The sequence below is a fragment of the Ramlibacter montanisoli genome, from assembly GCF_013087525.1.
GTDB lineage: Bacteria > Pseudomonadota > Gammaproteobacteria > Burkholderiales > Burkholderiaceae_C > Ramlibacter > Ramlibacter montanisoli.
This window is the reverse complement of record NZ_JABFCS010000001.1, coordinates 2935902-2952056: the sequence shown is the minus strand read 5'-3', so window position 1 is coordinate 2952056 and position 16155 is coordinate 2935902. Positions and strand designations below refer to the sequence as shown.

At 69.5% G+C, this 16155-nt stretch carries 15 protein-coding genes and 3 pseudogenes; 10 read left to right on the top strand and 8 right to left on the bottom strand.

Annotation, left to right across the window (positions count from 1 at the left end; genetic code table 11):
- Window positions 1-10: 10 nt before the first annotated feature.
- The 6 genes and pseudogenes from HK415_RS14495 to HK415_RS14470 all read left to right on the top strand — a co-directional run bounded on the left by HK415_RS14495 (window position 11) and on the right by HK415_RS14470 (window position 6339).
- A pseudogene (locus HK415_RS14495) lies at window positions 11-1185 on the top strand (acyl-CoA dehydrogenase family protein).
- Between the two features lie 8 nt (window positions 1186-1193).
- Complete coding sequence (locus tag HK415_RS14490; RefSeq protein WP_171563448.1) at window positions 1194-3056, top strand: ATP-binding protein; 1863 nt, start codon at window positions 1194-1196, stop codon at window positions 3054-3056.
- Entirely contained in the window at window positions 3053-4213 is a 1161-nt protein-coding gene (locus HK415_RS14485; RefSeq protein WP_171560468.1) for an acyl-CoA dehydrogenase family protein, read from the top strand. The genes HK415_RS14490 and HK415_RS14485 overlap by 4 nt, the downstream gene beginning before the upstream one ends.
- Window positions 4214-4238: 25 nt before the next feature.
- Window positions 4239-4697, top strand: coding sequence for a thioesterase family protein (locus HK415_RS14480; RefSeq protein ID WP_309246701.1), 459 nt, complete (start codon window positions 4239-4241; stop codon window positions 4695-4697).
- A gap of 100 nt (window positions 4698-4797) precedes the next feature.
- Window positions 4798-6076 (top strand): annotated as a pseudogene (locus tag HK415_RS14475) (branched-chain amino acid ABC transporter substrate-binding protein).
- A complete protein-coding gene (locus HK415_RS14470; protein ID WP_171560464.1) occupies window positions 6073-6339 on the top strand; it encodes a hypothetical protein in 267 nt (88 codons plus the stop codon). Before HK415_RS14475 ends, HK415_RS14470 begins: the two are co-directional and overlap by 4 nt.
- Window positions 6340-6365: 26 nt before the next feature.
- Here HK415_RS14470 and HK415_RS14465 read toward each other — a convergent pair whose 3' ends face one another.
- A complete protein-coding gene (locus HK415_RS14465) occupies window positions 6366-7154 on the bottom strand; it encodes a metallophosphoesterase family protein (protein WP_171560461.1) in 789 nt (262 codons plus the stop codon).
- A gap of 160 nt (window positions 7155-7314) precedes the next feature.
- On the opposite strand from HK415_RS14465, the gene HK415_RS25230 reads away from it, so the two are divergent.
- Together HK415_RS25230 and HK415_RS25225 are read left to right on the top strand one after the other, a co-directional pair.
- A complete protein-coding gene (locus tag HK415_RS25230; protein WP_253261891.1) occupies window positions 7315-7620 on the top strand; it encodes a nucleotidyltransferase family protein in 306 nt (101 codons plus the stop codon).
- A gap of 29 nt (window positions 7621-7649) precedes the next feature.
- Window positions 7650-8195, top strand: coding sequence for a hypothetical protein (locus HK415_RS25225; RefSeq protein WP_253261890.1), 546 nt, complete (start codon window positions 7650-7652; stop codon window positions 8193-8195).
- Window positions 8196-8249: 54 nt separating this feature from the next.
- On the opposite strand, the gene HK415_RS14455 is transcribed toward HK415_RS25225, so the two are convergent.
- The 4 genes from HK415_RS14455 to HK415_RS14440 all read right to left on the bottom strand — a co-directional run bounded on the left by HK415_RS14455 (window position 8250) and on the right by HK415_RS14440 (window position 10564).
- Window positions 8250-9098, bottom strand: a complete 849-nt coding sequence (locus HK415_RS14455; RefSeq protein WP_171560456.1) for a hypothetical protein — start codon at window positions 9096-9098, stop codon at window positions 8250-8252.
- Between the two features lie 46 nt (window positions 9099-9144).
- Window positions 9145-9741 (bottom strand): YceI family protein, encoded by a 597-nt coding sequence (locus HK415_RS14450; RefSeq protein WP_216369800.1) that lies wholly within the window; start codon window positions 9739-9741, stop codon window positions 9145-9147.
- Between the two features lie 180 nt (window positions 9742-9921).
- Window positions 9922-10110, bottom strand: a complete 189-nt coding sequence (locus tag HK415_RS14445; protein ID WP_171560453.1) for a hypothetical protein — start codon at window positions 10108-10110, stop codon at window positions 9922-9924.
- Between the two features lie 133 nt (window positions 10111-10243).
- On the bottom strand, window positions 10244-10564 hold the full coding sequence (locus HK415_RS14440) for a bacteriohemerythrin (RefSeq protein ID WP_171560448.1): 321 nt from the start codon (window positions 10562-10564) through the stop codon (window positions 10244-10246).
- 147 nt (window positions 10565-10711) lie between these two features.
- On the opposite strand from HK415_RS14440, the pseudogene HK415_RS14435 reads away from it, so the two are divergent.
- Window positions 10712-10911, top strand: a pseudogene (locus HK415_RS14435) (DUF3820 family protein).
- Here the strand turns inward: HK415_RS14435 and HK415_RS14430 are convergent.
- The 3 genes from HK415_RS14430 to HK415_RS14420 all read right to left on the bottom strand — a co-directional run bounded on the left by HK415_RS14430 (window position 10871) and on the right by HK415_RS14420 (window position 14154).
- The gene (locus HK415_RS14430) at window positions 10871-11284 is read right to left on the bottom strand and encodes a hypothetical protein (RefSeq protein WP_171560443.1); all 414 of its coding nucleotides are present in this window, start codon (window positions 11282-11284) and stop codon (window positions 10871-10873) included. The pseudogene HK415_RS14435 and the gene HK415_RS14430 overlap by 41 nt on opposite strands.
- Before the next feature lie 548 nt (window positions 11285-11832).
- Window positions 11833-12921 (bottom strand): AI-2E family transporter, encoded by a 1089-nt coding sequence (locus HK415_RS14425; RefSeq protein WP_171560439.1) that lies wholly within the window; start codon window positions 12919-12921, stop codon window positions 11833-11835.
- Between the two features lie 63 nt (window positions 12922-12984).
- Complete coding sequence (locus tag HK415_RS14420; protein WP_171560436.1) at window positions 12985-14154, bottom strand: ABC transporter substrate-binding protein; 1170 nt, start codon at window positions 14152-14154, stop codon at window positions 12985-12987.
- 217 nt (window positions 14155-14371) lie between these two features.
- Between HK415_RS14420 and HK415_RS14415 the strand changes: the two genes are divergently transcribed.
- Window positions 14372-16153 carry a PKD domain-containing protein gene (locus HK415_RS14415; protein WP_171560432.1) on the top strand — a complete coding sequence of 594 codons (1782 nt, stop codon included), beginning with the start codon at window positions 14372-14374 and terminating at the stop codon, window positions 16151-16153.
- Window positions 16154-16155: the final 2 nt, after the last annotated feature.

Below are 16155 nucleotides of genomic sequence, written 5' to 3'. Positions count from 1 at the left end.
GGAGACAGGCATGGACTACACCCACGAACACCTCGAGATCCAGAAGACGCTCAAGCGCTTCATCACCGAGGAGATCAACCCAACGTGGACGAATGGGAGGAAGCCGAGATCTTCCCTGCGCACCAGGTGTTCAAGCGCCTGGGGCAGCTGGGCCTGCTCGGGCTGACCAAGCCGGAAGCCCACGGCGGCGCCGGGCTCGACTACTCCTACTCGATGGCCATGGCCGAAGCGCTGGGCCACATCGAGTGCGGCGGCGTGCCCATGGCGATCGGCGTGCAGACCGACATGGCCACGCCGGCGCTCGCGCGCTTCGGCAGCGAGGAACTCAAGCGCGAATTCCTGGCGCCCGCGATCGCCGGCGACATGGTCACCTGCATCGGCGTCAGCGAGCCGGCCGCGGGCAGCGATGTCTCCGGCATCAAGAGCCGCGCGCGCAAGGACGGCGACGATTACCTGATCACCGGCCAGAAGATGTGGATCACCAACAGCCTGCAGGCCGACTGGATGTGCATGCTGGTCAACACCGGCGAGGGCCCGGTGCACAGGAACAAGAGCCTGGTGATCGTGCCCATGCGCGAGAACGGCAAGCTGCGTCCCGGCATCGAGGTGGCGCGCAAGATCCGCAAGATCGGCATGAACAGCTCCGACACCGGCCTGATCTACTTCGACGAGGTGCGCGTGCCGCAGCGCTACCGCATCGGCGAGGAGGGCCAGGGCTTCATCTACCAGATGCAGCAGTTCCAGGAGGAACGCCTGTGGGCCGCGGCGAGCTGCCTGCAGTCGCTCACCAACTGCATCCAGTGGACCATCGAGTGGGCGCAGGAGCGCAAGCTGTTCGGCGCGGCGCTGGCCGACCAGCAGTGGGTGCAGTTCAAGCTGGCGGAACTCAAGACCGAAGTCGAGTCGCTGCGCGCGCTGACCTACCGCGCCGGCGACCTGTACGTGAAGGGGCAGGACGTGCTGGAGCTGGCGTCGATGGCCAAGCTGAAGGCCGGGCGCCTGAACCGCCTGGTGCCGGACACCTGCCTGCAGTTCTGGGGCGGCATGGGCTTCACCTGGGAGAACAAGGTCTCGCGCATGTTCCGCGACGGCCGCCTGGCCTCCATCGGCGGCGGCGCCGACGAAGTGATGATGGGCATCCTGGCCAAGCTGATGGGCATCGCCAAGCGCCCCAACGCCCAGTGAGCATGAAGATCCGCCGGCTGCTCGTTGCCAATCGCGGGGAGATCGCCCGGCGGATCATCCGCACGGCGCACCGCCTCGGCATCGAGACCGTGGCGGTGTATTCGGCGGCCGATGCGAACGCGCTGCACGTGCGCGAGGCCACGCTCGCCAGTCCCATCGGCGGCCACGCCTCGGCCGACTCCTACCTGCGCTTCGACAAGCTGCTGTCGGCCGCGCGCAGCAGCGGCGCCGACGCGCTGCATCCCGGCTACGGCTTCCTGAGCGAGAACGCGGAGTTCGCGCAGGCGGTGGAGGACGCCGGCCTGAGCTGGATCGGCCCGCAGGCGGATGCGATCCGCACGCTGGGCAGCAAGTCGCGCGCCAAGCAGCTGGCGCAGTCGCGCGGCATCCCCTGCCTGCCCGGCTACCAGGGCGCCGACCAGTCCGAGGAACGCCTGGTGGCGGCGGCGCAGGACATCGGCTTGCCGCTGATGATCAAGGCGGCCGCGGGCGGCGGCGGCCGCGGCATGCGGCTGGTGACCGAGGAGTCGCAGTTGCAGCCGGCCCTGCGCAGCGCGCGCTCGGAGGCGGAATCGGCCTTCGGCTCCGGCGAGCTGCTGCTGGAACGCGCGCTGCTGCGGCCCCGGCACGTGGAGGTGCAGGTGTTCGCCGACATGCACGGCAATTGCATCCACCTGGGCGAGCGCGACTGCTCGGTGCAGCGGCGGCACCAGAAGATCATCGAGGAGACGCCGAGTCCGGCGGTGGACGCGCAGCTGCGCCAGGCCATGGGCGAATGCGCCGTGGACCTCGCGCGCAGCGTGGGCTACGTCGGGGCGGGCACCGTCGAATACCTGCTGGATGAGGATGGCGCCTTCTATCTCATGGAAGTGAACACGCGGCTGCAGGTGGAGCACCCGGTCACGGAAATGGTGACGGGGCTCGACCTGGTGGAATGGCAGCTGCGCATCGCCTGCGGCGAACGCCTGCCCTGCCGCCAGAGCGAGCTGCGCTTCCAGGGCCACGCCATCGAAGTGCGCCTGTGCGCCGAGGACGAGCAGTTCAGGCCGCACGCGGGCACGGTGCGGCATTTCGTGCCGCCGCCCATGAGCGGGCCGGGCAACGGGCCGCTGCGCTTCGAGCACGCGATCTTCGCCGGGCTGGAAGTGCCGCCCTACTACGACTCGATGCTGGGCAAGCTGGTCGCCCACGCGCCCACGCGCGCCGAAGCGATCGGGCGGCTCGCCTCGGCGCTGGACCGCCTGCAGATCCTCGGCCTGCCGACCAACCGGCGGCTGCTCGCCACCTGCCTGCGGCACCCGGTGTTCGCCAAGGGGGAGGCACTGATCCCCTTCCTCGCCGAACACGCCGACTCGATCCGCCACCAGCTGGAACAGGAGGAGTACGGCGTCGCCGCCGAAGCCGCCTTCTCCGCGGTGCTGCCGCGCGGTGCGGCGCACGCGCTGCCTTCACCCTTCGCGCGGCCGCTGCGCATCCTGCACCGCGGCTCCGTGTTCGACGTGCCGCTGTGCGAGGCCGAGGGCGTGGCCGCCGGCCAGGCGCAGGTGGTGGCGATGGACGAGGGCAACTGGCACGTGCAGGTCGGTCCCGTCGACCTGTTCCTGCACGATGCCTCCTTCGATCCGCCCGCGGGCGCCCAAGGCAGTGCCGCGGCCGGCGAGCTGCGCGTGCCCTTCAACGGCAAGGTGATCGCGGTGCACGCGCAGGCGGGCAGCGGCGTGAAGAAGGGCGACACGCTGGTGGTGGTGGAGTCGATGAAGCTGGAGCACGCGCTGGCAGCCCCGCGCGACGGCACGGTGCGCAGCCTGCACGTCGAGGCCGGGCAGCAGGTGGCGAGCTTGCAGCTGCTGGTCACCTTCGAAGCGGCATGAACGAGGAATTGCGCTCCGACATCGCGGCGCTCACCGGGACGGTGCGGCGCTTCGCGCTGGAACGCATCGCGCCGAATGCGCAGGCCTGGGACGAAGCGGGCGAGGTCCCGCGCGCGCTGTACGGCGAGGCGGCCCGGCTCGGCCTGCTGGGACTGGGTTATCCGGAAGCGATGGGCGGCACGCCCGCACCCTTCGCGCTGCGCAATGCGATGTCGGTCGCCCTCAGCCGCCATGGCGGCAGCGGCGGCGTGCTGGCCGCGCTGTTCTCGCACAACATCGGCCTGCCGCCCATCCTGCGGCACGGCAGCGCGCAGCTGCAGCAGGAAGTGATCCCGCCGGTGCTGCGGGGAGAGCGGATCGCCGCCCTCGCCATCACCGAGCCGGGCGGCGGCTCGGATGTCGCCGCCCTGCGCACGCGGGCCCGGCGCGAGGGCGGCGACTACGTGGTCGACGGCGAGAAGGTCTTCATCACCTCCGGCATGCGTGCCGACTGGATCACCGTCGCCGTGCGCACCGGGGAGCCGGGCGCCCGCGGTGCGGGCGGCATCTCGATGCTGGTGGTGCCGGGGGACAGCCAGGGCCTCTCGCGCAGCCGCCTCGACAAGATGGGGTGGCTGGCCAGCGACACCGCGCACCTGCGCTTCGAGGGCGTGCGCGTGCCGGCGCGCTACCTGGTGGGCGAAGAGGGCGCGGGCTTCCGCATGATCATGTCCAACTTCAATGGCGAGCGGCTGGCGATGTCGGCGATGGCTCTCGGTTTCGCGCAAGCCTGCGGGGACGAGGCGCTGGCCTGGGCGCGCGAGCGCCAGGCCTTCGGCTCGGCGCTGGTCGAGAAGCAGGTGATCCGCCACAAGCTGGTGGACATGCAGATGCGAATCCACTCCACCGAGGCCTGGCTGGACGCCGTGACGGTCCTGGCGGACGAGGGGAAACTGGAATCCGACCCCGATTGCGTGGCGCAGGTGTGCATGCTGAAGAACCACGCGACGCAGACCATGCAGTTCTGCGCCGACCAGGCGGTGCAGGTCCTGGGCGGCATGGGCTACATGCGCGGGACGAAGAGCGAGCGGATCTACCGCGAGGTCAAGGTCATGATGATCGGTGGCGGGGCCGAGGAAATCATGAAGGACCTGGCTGCCCGACAATTGGGCCTATGACACGCCATCCCCCCCCGCCGTCCCCGTGGAGTTCGAGGACGAGTTCATCGCCGGCCTGCGCGACATCTTCGAGAACCGCATCGTCTTCAACAGCGTGCTGGGCCTGAAGATCGTGGAGATGCGGCCCGACAAGGTGATCGGCCGCATCGCCATGCGGCCCGAGCTGGTCGGCCATTACAGCTTCAACCGGCTGCACGGCGGCGTGGTGAGCGCCGGGCTCGACGCCATGGGCGGGCTGGCGGTGATGGCGGCGATCGGCGCGCGCCACATGGACGAGGCGCCGGCGCAGCGGCTGCACCGCTTCGGCAAGCTGGGCACCATCGACCTGCGCATCGACTACCTGCGGCCGGCCATCGGCGAGTCCTTCGAGCTGCGGGCGGAAGTGCTGCGCCTGGGCTCGCGCGTGGCGAGCACGCGCATGGAATTCCTGGGCGCCGAAGGCAAGCTGCTGTCGAGCGGAGCAGGGGCCTACATCATTTCCTGAGCTGTCCCGTTACCACGGCCGAGCAATCGATGCTACGGATGAGCCCCGCGCGCGGGCCGTGCAGCAATAATCCATGCCTGCCATTCCAGTGGAGATTGCAATGAGAACGAGCTTGTTCCTGGGTAGCCTGGCTGCCGCCGCCCTGCTGGCGACGGCGGGCTGCGGCAAGAAGGTCGAAACGACCACGGCCCCTGCGCCGGCCCCCGCTCCCACCGCCGCCGCGCCCGCGCCTGCGCCGGCACCCGCCCCCGCGGCCGATGCGGCATCGGCCGCCGCTGCAGCGGGGACCACGGCCGGCACGGCTGCCGCGAGCGGCGACGTGCAGGTGGTGCGCATCGGCCACGTCGCCCCCTGTCGGGCGCGCAGGCGCACTACGGCAAGGACAACGAGAACGGCGTGCGCATGGCCATCGAGGACCTGAACGCGCAGAACATCAGCATCGGCGGCAAGAAGGTGCGCTTCGAGATCCAGGCCGAAGACGACGCCGCGGACCCGAAGCAGGGCACGGCCGCCGCGCAGAAGCTGTGCGACGCCAAGGTCGCGGGCGTGGTGGGCCACCTGAACTCCGGCACCACGATTCCCGCATCGAAGGTCTACAACGACTGCGGCATCCCGCACGTCACCGGCGCGGCCACCAACCCGAACCTGACCAAGCCCGGCTACAAGACCACCTACCGCATCATCGCCAACGACAACGCGCTGGGCGCGGCGCTGGCGCTCTATGCGACCGACAAGCTGAAGCTGAAGAACATCGCGATCATCGACGACCGCACGGCCTACGGGCAGGGCGTCGCCGAGGTGTTCAAGAAGACGGCGCAGTCCAAGGGCGCGAAGATCGTGGACGAACAGTTCACGAACGACAAGGCCACCGACTTCATGGCCATCCTCACCGCCATCAAGGCCAAGAACCCGGATGCCGTGTTCTACGGCGGCATGGACCCGCAGGCCGGCCCGATGCTGCGCCAGATGGAGCAGCTGGGCATGACGAAGGTGAAGTACTTCGGCGGCGACGGCATCTGCACGGCGGAAATCGCCAAGCTGTCGGCCGGCGCCAAGACGCTGGAGAACGTGGTCTGTGCCGAAGGCGGCGCCTCGCTGGCCAGGATGCCCGGCGGGAACGCCTGGAAGTCCAAGTACGACGGCAAGTACCCGAACCAGTTCCAGGTCTACAGCCCGTACACCTACGACGCGACCTTCGTGCTGGTGGACGCGATGAAGCGCGCGAACTCGGTGGACCCGAAGGTCTACACCCCGAACTGGCCAAGACCAACTTCAAGGGTGTCACCTCCACCATCGCCTTCGAGCCGAACGGCGAGCTGAAGAACGCGGCGACCACGCTCTACACCTACAAGGACGGCAAGAAGACGCCGATGGAGTGAGCCTGCGGCGGCTGCGCGTCGTCGGCGAAAATACGCGGATGAAAACGACATACAGCGGCCGCGAGGGCACGGGCCCCACCTACGAAATCGAGGCGGACCGGCACGGCAACTACACGGTCCGGCTCGACGGCAAGGTGGTCAAGCGGGTTTCGGCCCTGGCCAGCTATCGCGGCAAGCCCACTTGGGGCAGCCGGAAGCTGGAAGAAGACGCCATCGAGGACGCCAAGAAGGCGATCGAGGCTTTCCGCACCGACGCTGGCTGATCCGCGGGCGGGCCAGGCGCCTGCGGCTACTTCACGGCCTCCGGGACAGCTTGCGCCTCCGCCTCGGGCTCGTCCGCCTCGCGCGGCAGCTCGAACAGGCGGAAGGGCGGCTGGTCCGGCAGCTTGCGCTGCAGCAGCGGCTTGGCCACGTTGAACACCGGCACGCCCCCTATCGTCTTGGCTTCCAGCGTGCCGCGGTGCGCGTGCCCGTGGAACACGGCGTCCACCGGGTAGCGCAGCAGGGGCTCTTCCAGCCGGCTGCTCCCGAGGAAGGGAAAGATCTCGTGCGGCTCGCCTTCCACCGTGCCGGCGATCGGCGAGTAGTGCAGCAGTGCGATCTTGCGCGGCGTGCGCAGCTTGGCCAGCGCCGCCTCCAGCTTCATCGCCTCGTGCAGCGCTTCCTGCACGAACAGCTTGACCGCCGGTTCGCCCCAGGCGCCCAGCGAGCCGCGGCCGAAGCCGCCGGCGAAGCCCTTGGCCCCGGCGATGCCCACGCCTTCGATCTCCACGGCCTCGCCATCGAGCACGCGCACGCCGGCCTTCTTGAGGATCTCGATCACGATCTCCGGCGTGCCGGATTCGTAGTCGTGGTTGCCCAGCACCGCCACGATCGGCACCTTCACCACCGACAGTTCGTCGACCAGCACCTGCGTTTCCTCCGCCGTGCCGTAGTCGGTGAGGTCGCCGCACAGCAGCAGGGCGTCCGCTGCCTCTGCCGCCTTGGCGAAGAAGGCACGCAGCGTGCCCGCCGACTCCTTGGTGACGTGGATGTCGCCGACGACGGCGAAGCGGACGCTGCTGGGAGACTTGCCCATGTTGACGAGGCGTTCTTCTGGCTGAGGAACGGGAATGCTGCTCCGATTGGGGCGGGACGCCTGTAGGCGGGCGCTGACGCTTCGTGAGGTTCCTCGTCCTTAGCTCCGAAGGCGTGTCCGCCGAGACCCGCGCCGGCCGGCCTTTCGTAATCTCGCAGGCATGTGCTCCACCATTGCCCTCGCACCCTCCCTCGAGGAAGAGGTCGCGCCCGACACCGCCGCCTTCTATCGCCGCGCGCTGCGGGTGCTGGTGGACGCGGAAATCCCCTTCCTGGTCGGCGGCGCGTTCGCGCATGCCTGTTTCACGGGCATCCGGCGCTCGACCAAGGACCTCGACCTGTTCATCCGCCGCCAGGACTACGAGCGGGCCGCGCAGCTGATGCAGGCCGAAGGCTGGCACACCGAGATGACCTACCCGCACTGGCTGGCCCCAAGGTCCATGCGGGCGAGGACTTCATCGACCTGATCTTCAATTCCGGCAACGGCCTCACGCCGGTGGACGACCGCTGGTTCGAGGACAACGCCTGGGCCGACGTGCTGGGCGTGCCGGTGCGCGTGGCCAACATGGAGGACGGCATGCTGTCCAAGGCCTTCATCATGGAGCGCGAGCGCTACGACGGCGCCGACATCGCGCACCTGGTGCGGGCCAACGCCGAACGCATCGACTGGAAGCGGCTGGTGGAGCGCTTCGGCCCGCACTGGCGCGTGCTGCTCGCGCACCTCACTCTGTTCGGCTTCATCTACCCGGGCGAGCGCGATCGCGTGCCGCGCTGGGTGATGGAGCACCTGGCGGACCGCCTGAAGGAGGAAGTGGCGCAGCCGCCCGCGCAGGATCCGCACGTGTGCGCCGGCACGCTGCTGTCGCGCGAGCAGTACCTGCACGACGTGGAAAAGCTCGGCTACGTCGACGGCCGCCTCACGCCGGTGAGCACCATGACCGCCGACGACGTGCAGATGTGGACCGAGGCGATCCCGGCCCGCCAGCCCGATGCCCCGCCGCTGCCCACGCTGGGCGGCGACGCCAAGCCGCTGGCCGAATGAAAAAGGGCCGCCCGGCAAAGGGCGGCCCCGGAAGGGCGGGAGCGAGGGAGGGACTCAGTACCCGCCGGACTCTTGCATTGCCTTGACGGCCAGTGCCACGGTGACCGCGACCGGGATCGCGGTGAGCACCGCCGCCGGAACCCAGGGCAGGCCGCCGCGCTCGCTGCGGCGGATGACGCCCAGCAGCGGGTCGATCAACAGCGCGCCCGCGAGCAGCGCCACGTAGCCGAGGGAGAAGCCCGAATACACATGGGCGGTGGCCCAGAGCACGCCCAGCAGCAGCACGGCCAGGCCGGCCGCGGCCGGCGTGAAGCGCACGCCGATCGCGGGCAGCGCGAACAGCACGCAGGCGGCCAGCGCCATCGCCAGCGCGCCCGACAGCTGTCCCATCGACTGGCTGCTGTCCATCATCAGCACCAGGCCGGTACCGCCGGCCACCACGGCCAGCAGCAGCGGGCGCGTCGCCGCGCCCTGCGCCGGGCGCGTGACCAGGGTCCACAGGCCCGCGAGCGCCAGGCCGGTGGCCAGCGCCGTCAGCGCCGCCTTGACGGGACCCAGGCTGCCGAGCGCGGAGGACACGATCAGACCGCCGGCCACGAGCGACACCAGCAGGCGCAGCGCGAAACGGGACACGGCGCCGGGAAGCTTGTCCCCGGCGATCGCCGCGACCGCGCCGGCAACGGCGATCCAGGGCAGCCAGTCCAGCGCCACCTTGGGCACCGGCGACCACTGCGCATGCAGGATCGCGAAATAGGAGGCGACGAAGCCGGCCGCGACGGCCAGCAGGGACGCGAGGGCGTCCAGGCGCGCGGCGCGGCAGGCCGCCAGCACGGCGAGCGCCACGCCGAACGGCACCACCGCGCTTTGCAGCAGCAGCGGCAGGAAGAACGAGGTGTCGGGCATGGGGGCTCCGTGCGACGCGCCGGCCGCGGGGCCGGCGCTGTCGTCCTTACTGCTTGACGCCTTCGATGTTGATGCGCAGGTCCACTTCGTCGGTGGCCGCGCCCGGCACGCCGTAGCCCATGCCGAAGTCGGTGCGCTTGATCGTGCCGGTGGCGACATAGCCCACGCGCTGCTCGCCCTTCATGCCCTTGCCGGCGCCGACCTGCCTGAGCTGGAAGGTGACCGGCTTGGTCACGCCGCGCAGGGTCAGGTTGCCGGCGATGGTGCCGGCGCCGTTGGCGTCCAGCTTCACGGCGCTGGAGGTGAAGGTCATGGTGGGGAACTGCACGGCGTTGAAGAAGTCGGGGCTCTTCAGGTGCTTGTCCAGGCCTTCGTGGTTGCTGTCGATGCTGTCCGTCTTGATGGTCACGGAGATCTTGCTCTTCTCGGGCGCGTCCACCACGAGGTCGCCGGCGATGTCGTTGAAGCGGCCCATGAAGCGGCTGACGCCACCCAGGTGGCCGACTTCGAAGAAGGCGCCGGAGTGGGCGGCATCGACCTTGTAGGTGCCGGTGGGGACGGGCGCGGCGGCGAAGGCCACGGCGGACAGGGCCAGGCCGGCGGCGGCGATGGCGGCGGAAACGGTGCGACGGATGTTCTTCATGTCTTTGCTTTCTGCGAGGGGTTGAATCGGTGAGCCGGACTGTAAGGACCGCGGGGCCGGGGCCGATGTGCGTTTACGCACATGGCCGGGCACAAAGCCGCCAAGGCGCGGCCCGGGCGCGGACGCACTTGACCTGGATCAGGAGAAGGGAGGGGCGGGGGCGCCGAGGGGCGCCGGGGCTCAGTAGCGGACCTGCCAGCCCTGCCGCGGGGGCAGGTCGCCGTAGGCCTCCTTGGCGCGGCGGATGCGGTCGATGTCCTTGAGCAGCGTTTCCAGGGCGGACTTCGAGCCCTGCCCGCTGCGGCCACGGGGGACGCGGTAGTCGGGCGGCTTGACCTCGGGGTCGAGATAGGGGATGCGGTTGGCCATGGCGCGGGTTCCAGCGCTGAGATGGTAGCGCCTCGTGCCCGCCCCGGCTAGTGGATGCCCTTGGCGGCCAGGAAAGGTGCGTATTTCTTGTCGGTTCCGAGGATGTGGCGTCCCAGCCAGTCGCACAGGAACTTCAGCGTGGCCACCGGCACGTCCCCTGGCGGGCCTGCAGCCGGCGGGCCAGTTCCTTGGCCTGGTCGGCCAGTTCGACGTGCTCGGCGCGGTGGGCGGCGTCGTCGGGATAGCCGGCGTCGCGCATGAGCTTTTCCTCGTACGCGAAGTGGTACACGGTGTAATCGATCACCCGGTCCAGGACCTTGCCGACCACCTCGGCCGCCTGCCCGTCCTGCATGGCCTCGTACAGTTCGTCCAGCAGGCCGAACAGCTTCTGGTGCTGCCGGTCGATCTCGGCGATCTCGACGCTGTACTTCTCATCCCAGGTCAGCATGCTCATGGCGCAACTCCTTGCCGCAAAGGTAACGCCGCGCGGCGCCGGTGTATTTGTGGCAGCGCAAGCTTTGTGCACGCGGGGCGGGGATGGCGGGGCTCGCGCACAATCGCGGGGGTGACCGACCCCCTGCAGCGCCTCGTCGAACTGGAGATGCCCTACGGCAAGTACAAGGGCACGCCGATCGCGGACCTTCCGGGCAACTACCTGAACTGGTTCGCGCGCGAGGCTTCCCGCCGGGCGAGCTGGGGCGGCTATTGGCGCTGATGCACGAGATCGACCACAACGGCCTGAAGCACCTGCTGGTGCCGCTCAGGGCCGGCTCAGGGAAGGGTAGTCGGGCGCCTTCGTGACGCGCACGGTGCCCTGTTCCTCCTGCTCCTCGGCCAGTTCGGTCAGGCGCAGGTGGTAGGTGGCGATCCAGAGCACGTATTCCTGGGTGCCTGGCGCGTAAGGATTGGTGAGTGTTCCGGCCCCGGCGGCCGCCAGTGTGGCCGCTTCCTCGGCGTGCCGCCGCACCGCCGCGCCTCCTCGCGGCTGATGCCGGCGGCCGGTTCCCTGCCCGGCCGCAACTGTTGCGGGCGGCTTTCGTAGCCGGCCCGCTGGTAGCGGCGCTTGCGGGCCCGCCGCTGCGCCGCGCGGCGCGCAGGAGTGCCACAGCTGCGCGACCACGGTGACGGCCACCGTGACCATCGCCAGCCAGATCAGGGCATCGCTGCTGCTCATGAACGAAGTGAAGCATGAGTACGCAGATCCCGGCTGTTTAGGCAAACTTCTTATGTGAGGGCTGGTAACCAGCTCGGCCTGAAGGAGGATGCCGGCCGGGGAATGCGGCGACGGGCGGTGTAAATGGCTGCTCCAAACTGTTGCCCGGGCAACGTCTGGGCACAACATTTTTGTGACTGCCGATACCTTGCCGCGATGCCAAGCCGGTCTGCCCCTGCTGATCCCGCCCCGATTGCCCGCGCCTTCCAGATGGCGATGCAGCTGCCCACCAGCGACCCGCAGCGGCTGCGCGTCGTCGTGCTCTCCGCCGACGGCGCCGTCCTGGGTGCCGGCACGCTGCAGGGCCGTGAGCAGGCCGGCCTGCTGCGCGACCAGGTGCGCATCCTGGGGGCCTTCGAATTTGCGCCCGGCGAGATGGCCGGAAGCTTCGGCTGCGACCTGCTGCTGCAGGAGCTCCCGGGCGGCGAGGACGAAGGCGCGACGACGACCATCCTGCGCAGCGAGGGCCGGCAAGCGCCCGCCCCGCGCAAGCGCGCCGGCAAGGCGGCTCAGGGCGGCGGCAGCATCGTCGGCTGCTGGCGCGCCGACGCGAGCATCTCCCAGCTCACCAGGAACACGGCGGCGATCACCGGACCGATCACGAAGCCGTTGAGCCCGAACACCACGATGCCGCCCAGCGTGGTGACCAGCACCAGGTAGTCCGGCATGCGCGTGTCGCGGCCCACCAGGATGGGCCGCAGCACGTTGTCCACCAGCCCGATCACCAGCGCGCCCCACACGGTCAGGCCGATGCCCTTGACCACGTCGCCCGTGAAGAAGAAATAGGCGGCCACCGGGCCCCACACCAGCACGGCGCCGACGGCGGGCAGCAGCGACAGGACGGCCATCACCGTGCCCCACAGCACCGCCCCGGGCAGCCCGAGGAACCAGAAGGCGATGGCGCCGAGCGCGCCCTGCACCAGCGCCACCACGATGTTGCCCTTGACGGTGGCGCGCACCACGGTGGCGAACTGCGTGAGCAGCCGGCGCGTGTGCTGCGGGTGCAGCGGGATGGTCCGCGCGATCGACTGGGAGAGCCTGTCGCCGTCGCGGAACAGGAAGTACAGCACGTACAGCATCACGAAGAAGGCGACGACGAAGTCCAGCGTCACCTGGCCGATGCCGACCACGCGCGAGGTGAGCGCCTGGCCGCTGGTGCCGATGGCCGTCATCACCTTCTGCTGCAGCAGCTGCAGGTCGCCCATGCCGAAGCGTTGCAGCATGCCGCGCGCCCATTCGGGCAGCGCCGCGAGGATGCGCTGGAAATAGGTGCCGATGTTGATCTCGCCGGAGCGCAGCTTGGCGACCATCTGCGAGGCCTCGTCGGTGATGGATGCGACCAGCATCGTCATCGGCAGGATCACGATCAGCACGATCACGGTGACCGACGCGGCGGCCGCCATGTTGGGGCGGTTGTGGCTGCCGTGCAGGAAGCGCCGGTGCATCGGCCAGAACACGATGGCGATGAACACCGACCAGCACACGGCGCCGAAGAAGGGCCACAGGATCAGGGCGAACAGTGCCGAGGCCACCAGCACCAGGAACAGCAGCGACCTGAACTCGAGCTCCGGCGTCTTGAGCGGATTGGGCGAACTCATCCGGGCGAGCGTACCAACAAACAAGCCGCCCCGGGGCGGCTTGTGGCGGGCCGCGCGTGAGGCTCAGGGACCGACGTAGTCGGACACCACCTTCCAGCGCCCGTCCTGGATCTGCGACAGGCGCGACAGGTTGCTGCCCAGCCGCTTCTGCGGCCCGAAGCTCGCCTGCGGCCCGCCGAAGAAGTCGGGCGGCATCACCAGCGTGTCCATGGCCTTGATGAAGCTTTCTGTACTGAGGTTCGGGCCGGCCTTCTGGGCGGCGGAGATGAAGGCTTCCATGATGTTGTAGCCGTAGGCGGAGAACACCGTCGGGTCTTCGTTGAACTTGGTCTTGTACTTGTTGGCCCAGAAGCGCAGGGGCTGCGAAGCCTCGTCCAGGTAGGGGTGCTGCACGGTATGGGTGGCGTAGAAGTTCTCCACCGCCTTGCCACCGAGCTTGTGGATCAGGTCGGTGTAGGCCGCGGCGGAGCCGAGGAAGACCGGGTTGTAGCCGGTCTTGCGCGCCTCGGCGATGGTGCCTATGGTCTCTCGGATGATGGTGCCCATCACCACCAGGTCGCAGCTGGAGGACTTCAGCTTCGCGACCTGCGAGGAGAAGTCGGTGGCGCCGCGCTTGTACGTGGTCTTCTCCGCCACCTCCATGCCGATGGCCTTCAGGCCGGCCTCGGCGCCGCGCACGACCTCCAGGCCGAACTCGTCGTCCTGGTAGAGCGCGCAGACCTTCTTCGCGTTCTTCTCCTTCACCAGCTTGGGCAGTGCGGCGCGGATCTGGTCGTAGTAGGAGGAGAGGTAGGCGTACTTGAGCCGGTGGAAGGGCTCGTACATCTCGCGCGCCGCCGTCAGCGGCATGAAGTTGATGACGTTCTTCTCGAACTGCACCGGCATGGCCGCCATGTTCTGCGCGGTGCCGATGTGCGCCACCATCGCGAAGATCCTGTCCTGGTTCACCAGCTTCTGCGCCGCCAGCACCGCCTTCTTGGGGTCGTAGGCCGAGTCCTCGACGACCAGCCGGATCTTGCGGCCGTGCACGCCGCCCTGTTCGTTGATCTCGTCGATGCGCAACTGCATGCCCATGCGGGCCTGCTTGCCGAAGGCGGCGATGGGGCCCGACAGGTCCTGGATGGAGCCGAGGACGACCTCGTTGCGCGTGATGCCCTGCGCCGCGTTCTGCGCGGCCGCCGCGGTGGCGGCCAGCACCAGGACGGCGAACACCAGGAAGGCTTTGCGATGCATGGCGGGCTCCTTCGCGTGGACCGGGGTGTAGCGAATTGTTCTACCGCGCCCGGCGCGCCGTGCTGGGGGTTTCCAGTAAGGATGCGCGTCAGTCGTAACCACCCCTCCAAGTTTGCCCGACGTCAAACATGGCGAAGGGTGCGGTCGGTAGCCTGAGTCCTCGCCGTGCGGCAGCTTGTCCGGTGCCCTGGCATCAGCTCAACGAATGGAGTGCATCATGAAATCCTGCCCGCTCGTGCCGGCCCTCCTGGTTTCCGTCCTCGCCGCCTGTGGGGGCGGCGGCGACGACGCGAGCAGCGCGCCGGACCAGGCGGCAGGCGCGCAGGCGCTCCAGGGCACCGCGCTGGCGGCGCCGATGTACGCCGTGGACTTCGTCGCCCCCGCGGCCAGCGGCAACGACCTGAACGACGCGGGCCACGTGGTCGGCAAGTCCCACCCGGATCCCGGCTGCGGACCCTTCTGCCTGCCCGCCGAGGAAACCGTTCTGTGGAAGGGCGGCGAGCGCATCGTGCTGCCGACGGTGCCCGGGGCGGACGCGAACAGTCAGTATCCGATGTACATCAACAATTCCGGCCTGATCGCCGGGATGGCGGGCGTGCCCGGAAGCGCCACGCGCGCGGTGGTGTGGCTGCCGGGGGCCGGCGGGTACTCCGCCAGGGACCTGGGCGTGTTCCCGGGAACGTCGAGCGTCGACGTGGGCGGGCTGGACGAGCAGGGGCGCCTGGTCGGGTGGGCCACCCTCGGCGGGGCGATTCCATCGATCGCCTTGCCCTTCATGTGGACGCAGGCGGCCGGAATGGTCGACCTGCGTGCCATGGGCTACCCCAACGAGCGTCCGCTGGCGATGAGTCCCGGCGGCAAGGTCGTGACCTGGGGCTTCTGGTACCAGCTCGGCGAGCCGCGCAGCGCGAAGGCGCTGCCGCCGCCGCCGCAGGGCTTCATGGGGGTCGGCTCGAACGGCAGCGTGATCAACGACGACGGCGACCAGGCGCACTTCCTGGTGACCACCGGTTCGCAGAACCTCGTGTACCCGTTCCGCCTGACCGCGGGCGGCGGCTGGCAGCAGCTGACGGGCGCGGGCACGGGCCGCCTCTCGCGCGCGCGGATGGGGGCCATCAGTGCCGGCCAGGACGTCTCCTTCACCGCGCAGAGCACCGGCATGGTCGCGCCCGGTCCGGCCGGCCTGGGCCAGCCCCTGGCCGCGCGCATGTCACCCGCCTACCCTGGAGCCACCGTGACCGATGCCGGCGCCATGAATGCCGCCGGGCAGGTGCTGTCCCAGGTGATGATCGGTCGCAGCCAGCGCCTGGTGAAGCTGACGCCGGTGAGCGCCTGCGCCTCGAACTGCCTGGTGAGCAGTTCGCTGGTGATGACCGGGCAGTTCGTGCAGGACCCGGCGCTTCCGGGCAGCTGCGTGCAGGGCGGCAGGATGCACAACCTGGCCACTGCCGCAGTGACGATCAGGAGCGAGACCGGCACTCCGCTGGCCAACGTGAAGGTGAGCGGCCGCTTCCTCGACGACTACTGGACCAACCAGGCGGTCACCGGCACGACCGATGCGTCGGGCGTCGTGCGCTGGAGCCACAAGGGGCTGTGCGGTGCGGGCGCGATCGCTTTCTTCGTCGACAGCGCGTCACTCGAGGGACGAACCCTGGACCGCACGCGCGGCACGCTCACCGGCTACGTGATTCCCGGCGCGACCAGCGAACCGCTACCCGCGCCGGAGCCCGCTCCCGTAGCCAACGTGGCGCCGGTGGCGCAGCCCGCGGTGAACTGCACCGCCGGCCGGGCCTGCAGCTTCACGGCGAGCGGCTCCTATGACCCCGACGGCAGCATCACGGCCTATCGCTGGGCGGAGAGCAACGGCACGACCTGGTCCACCCAGGCGGTGTTCACGAAGACCTTCGGCAAGGCCGGGCGGGAGTCGGTGGTGCTGCACGTGACCGACAACGGCGGCCTGGTCGCGTCGAAGAAGCTGACGTTCACCGTGCAGCGCTGAGC

Excerpts from the sequence above, each read along its gene's own strand:
- HK415_RS14485 (WP_171560468.1), top strand. The coding sequence starts at position 3,053 with ATGAACGAGGAATTGCGCTCCGACATCGCGGCGCTCACCGGGACGGTG.
- HK415_RS14465 (WP_171560461.1), bottom strand. The coding sequence starts at position 7,154 with ATGGGCAAGTCTCCCAGCAGCGTCCGCTTCGCCGTCGTCGGCGACATC.
- HK415_RS25230 (WP_253261891.1), top strand. The coding sequence starts at position 7,315 with ATGTGCTCCACCATTGCCCTCGCACCCTCCCTCGAGGAAGAGGTCGCG.
- HK415_RS14455 (WP_171560456.1), bottom strand. The coding sequence starts at position 9,098 with ATGCCCGACACCTCGTTCTTCCTGCCGCTGCTGCTGCAAAGCGCGGTG.
- HK415_RS14450 (WP_216369800.1), bottom strand. The coding sequence starts at position 9,741 with ATGAAGAACATCCGTCGCACCGTTTCCGCCGCCATCGCCGCCGCCGGC.
- HK415_RS14445 (WP_171560453.1), bottom strand. The coding sequence starts at position 10,110 with ATGGCCAACCGCATCCCCTATCTCGACCCCGAGGTCAAGCCGCCCGAC.
- HK415_RS14440 (WP_171560448.1), bottom strand. The coding sequence starts at position 10,564 with ATGAGCATGCTGACCTGGGATGAGAAGTACAGCGTCGAGATCGCCGAG.
- HK415_RS14430 (WP_171560443.1), bottom strand. The coding sequence starts at position 11,284 with ATGAGCAGCAGCGATGCCCTGATCTGGCTGGCGATGGTCACGGTGGCC.
- HK415_RS14425 (WP_171560439.1), bottom strand. The coding sequence starts at position 12,921 with ATGAGTTCGCCCAATCCGCTCAAGACGCCGGAGCTCGAGTTCAGGTCG.
- HK415_RS14420 (WP_171560436.1), bottom strand. The coding sequence starts at position 14,154 with ATGCATCGCAAAGCCTTCCTGGTGTTCGCCGTCCTGGTGCTGGCCGCC.
- HK415_RS14415 (WP_171560432.1), top strand. The coding sequence starts at position 14,372 with ATGAAATCCTGCCCGCTCGTGCCGGCCCTCCTGGTTTCCGTCCTCGCC.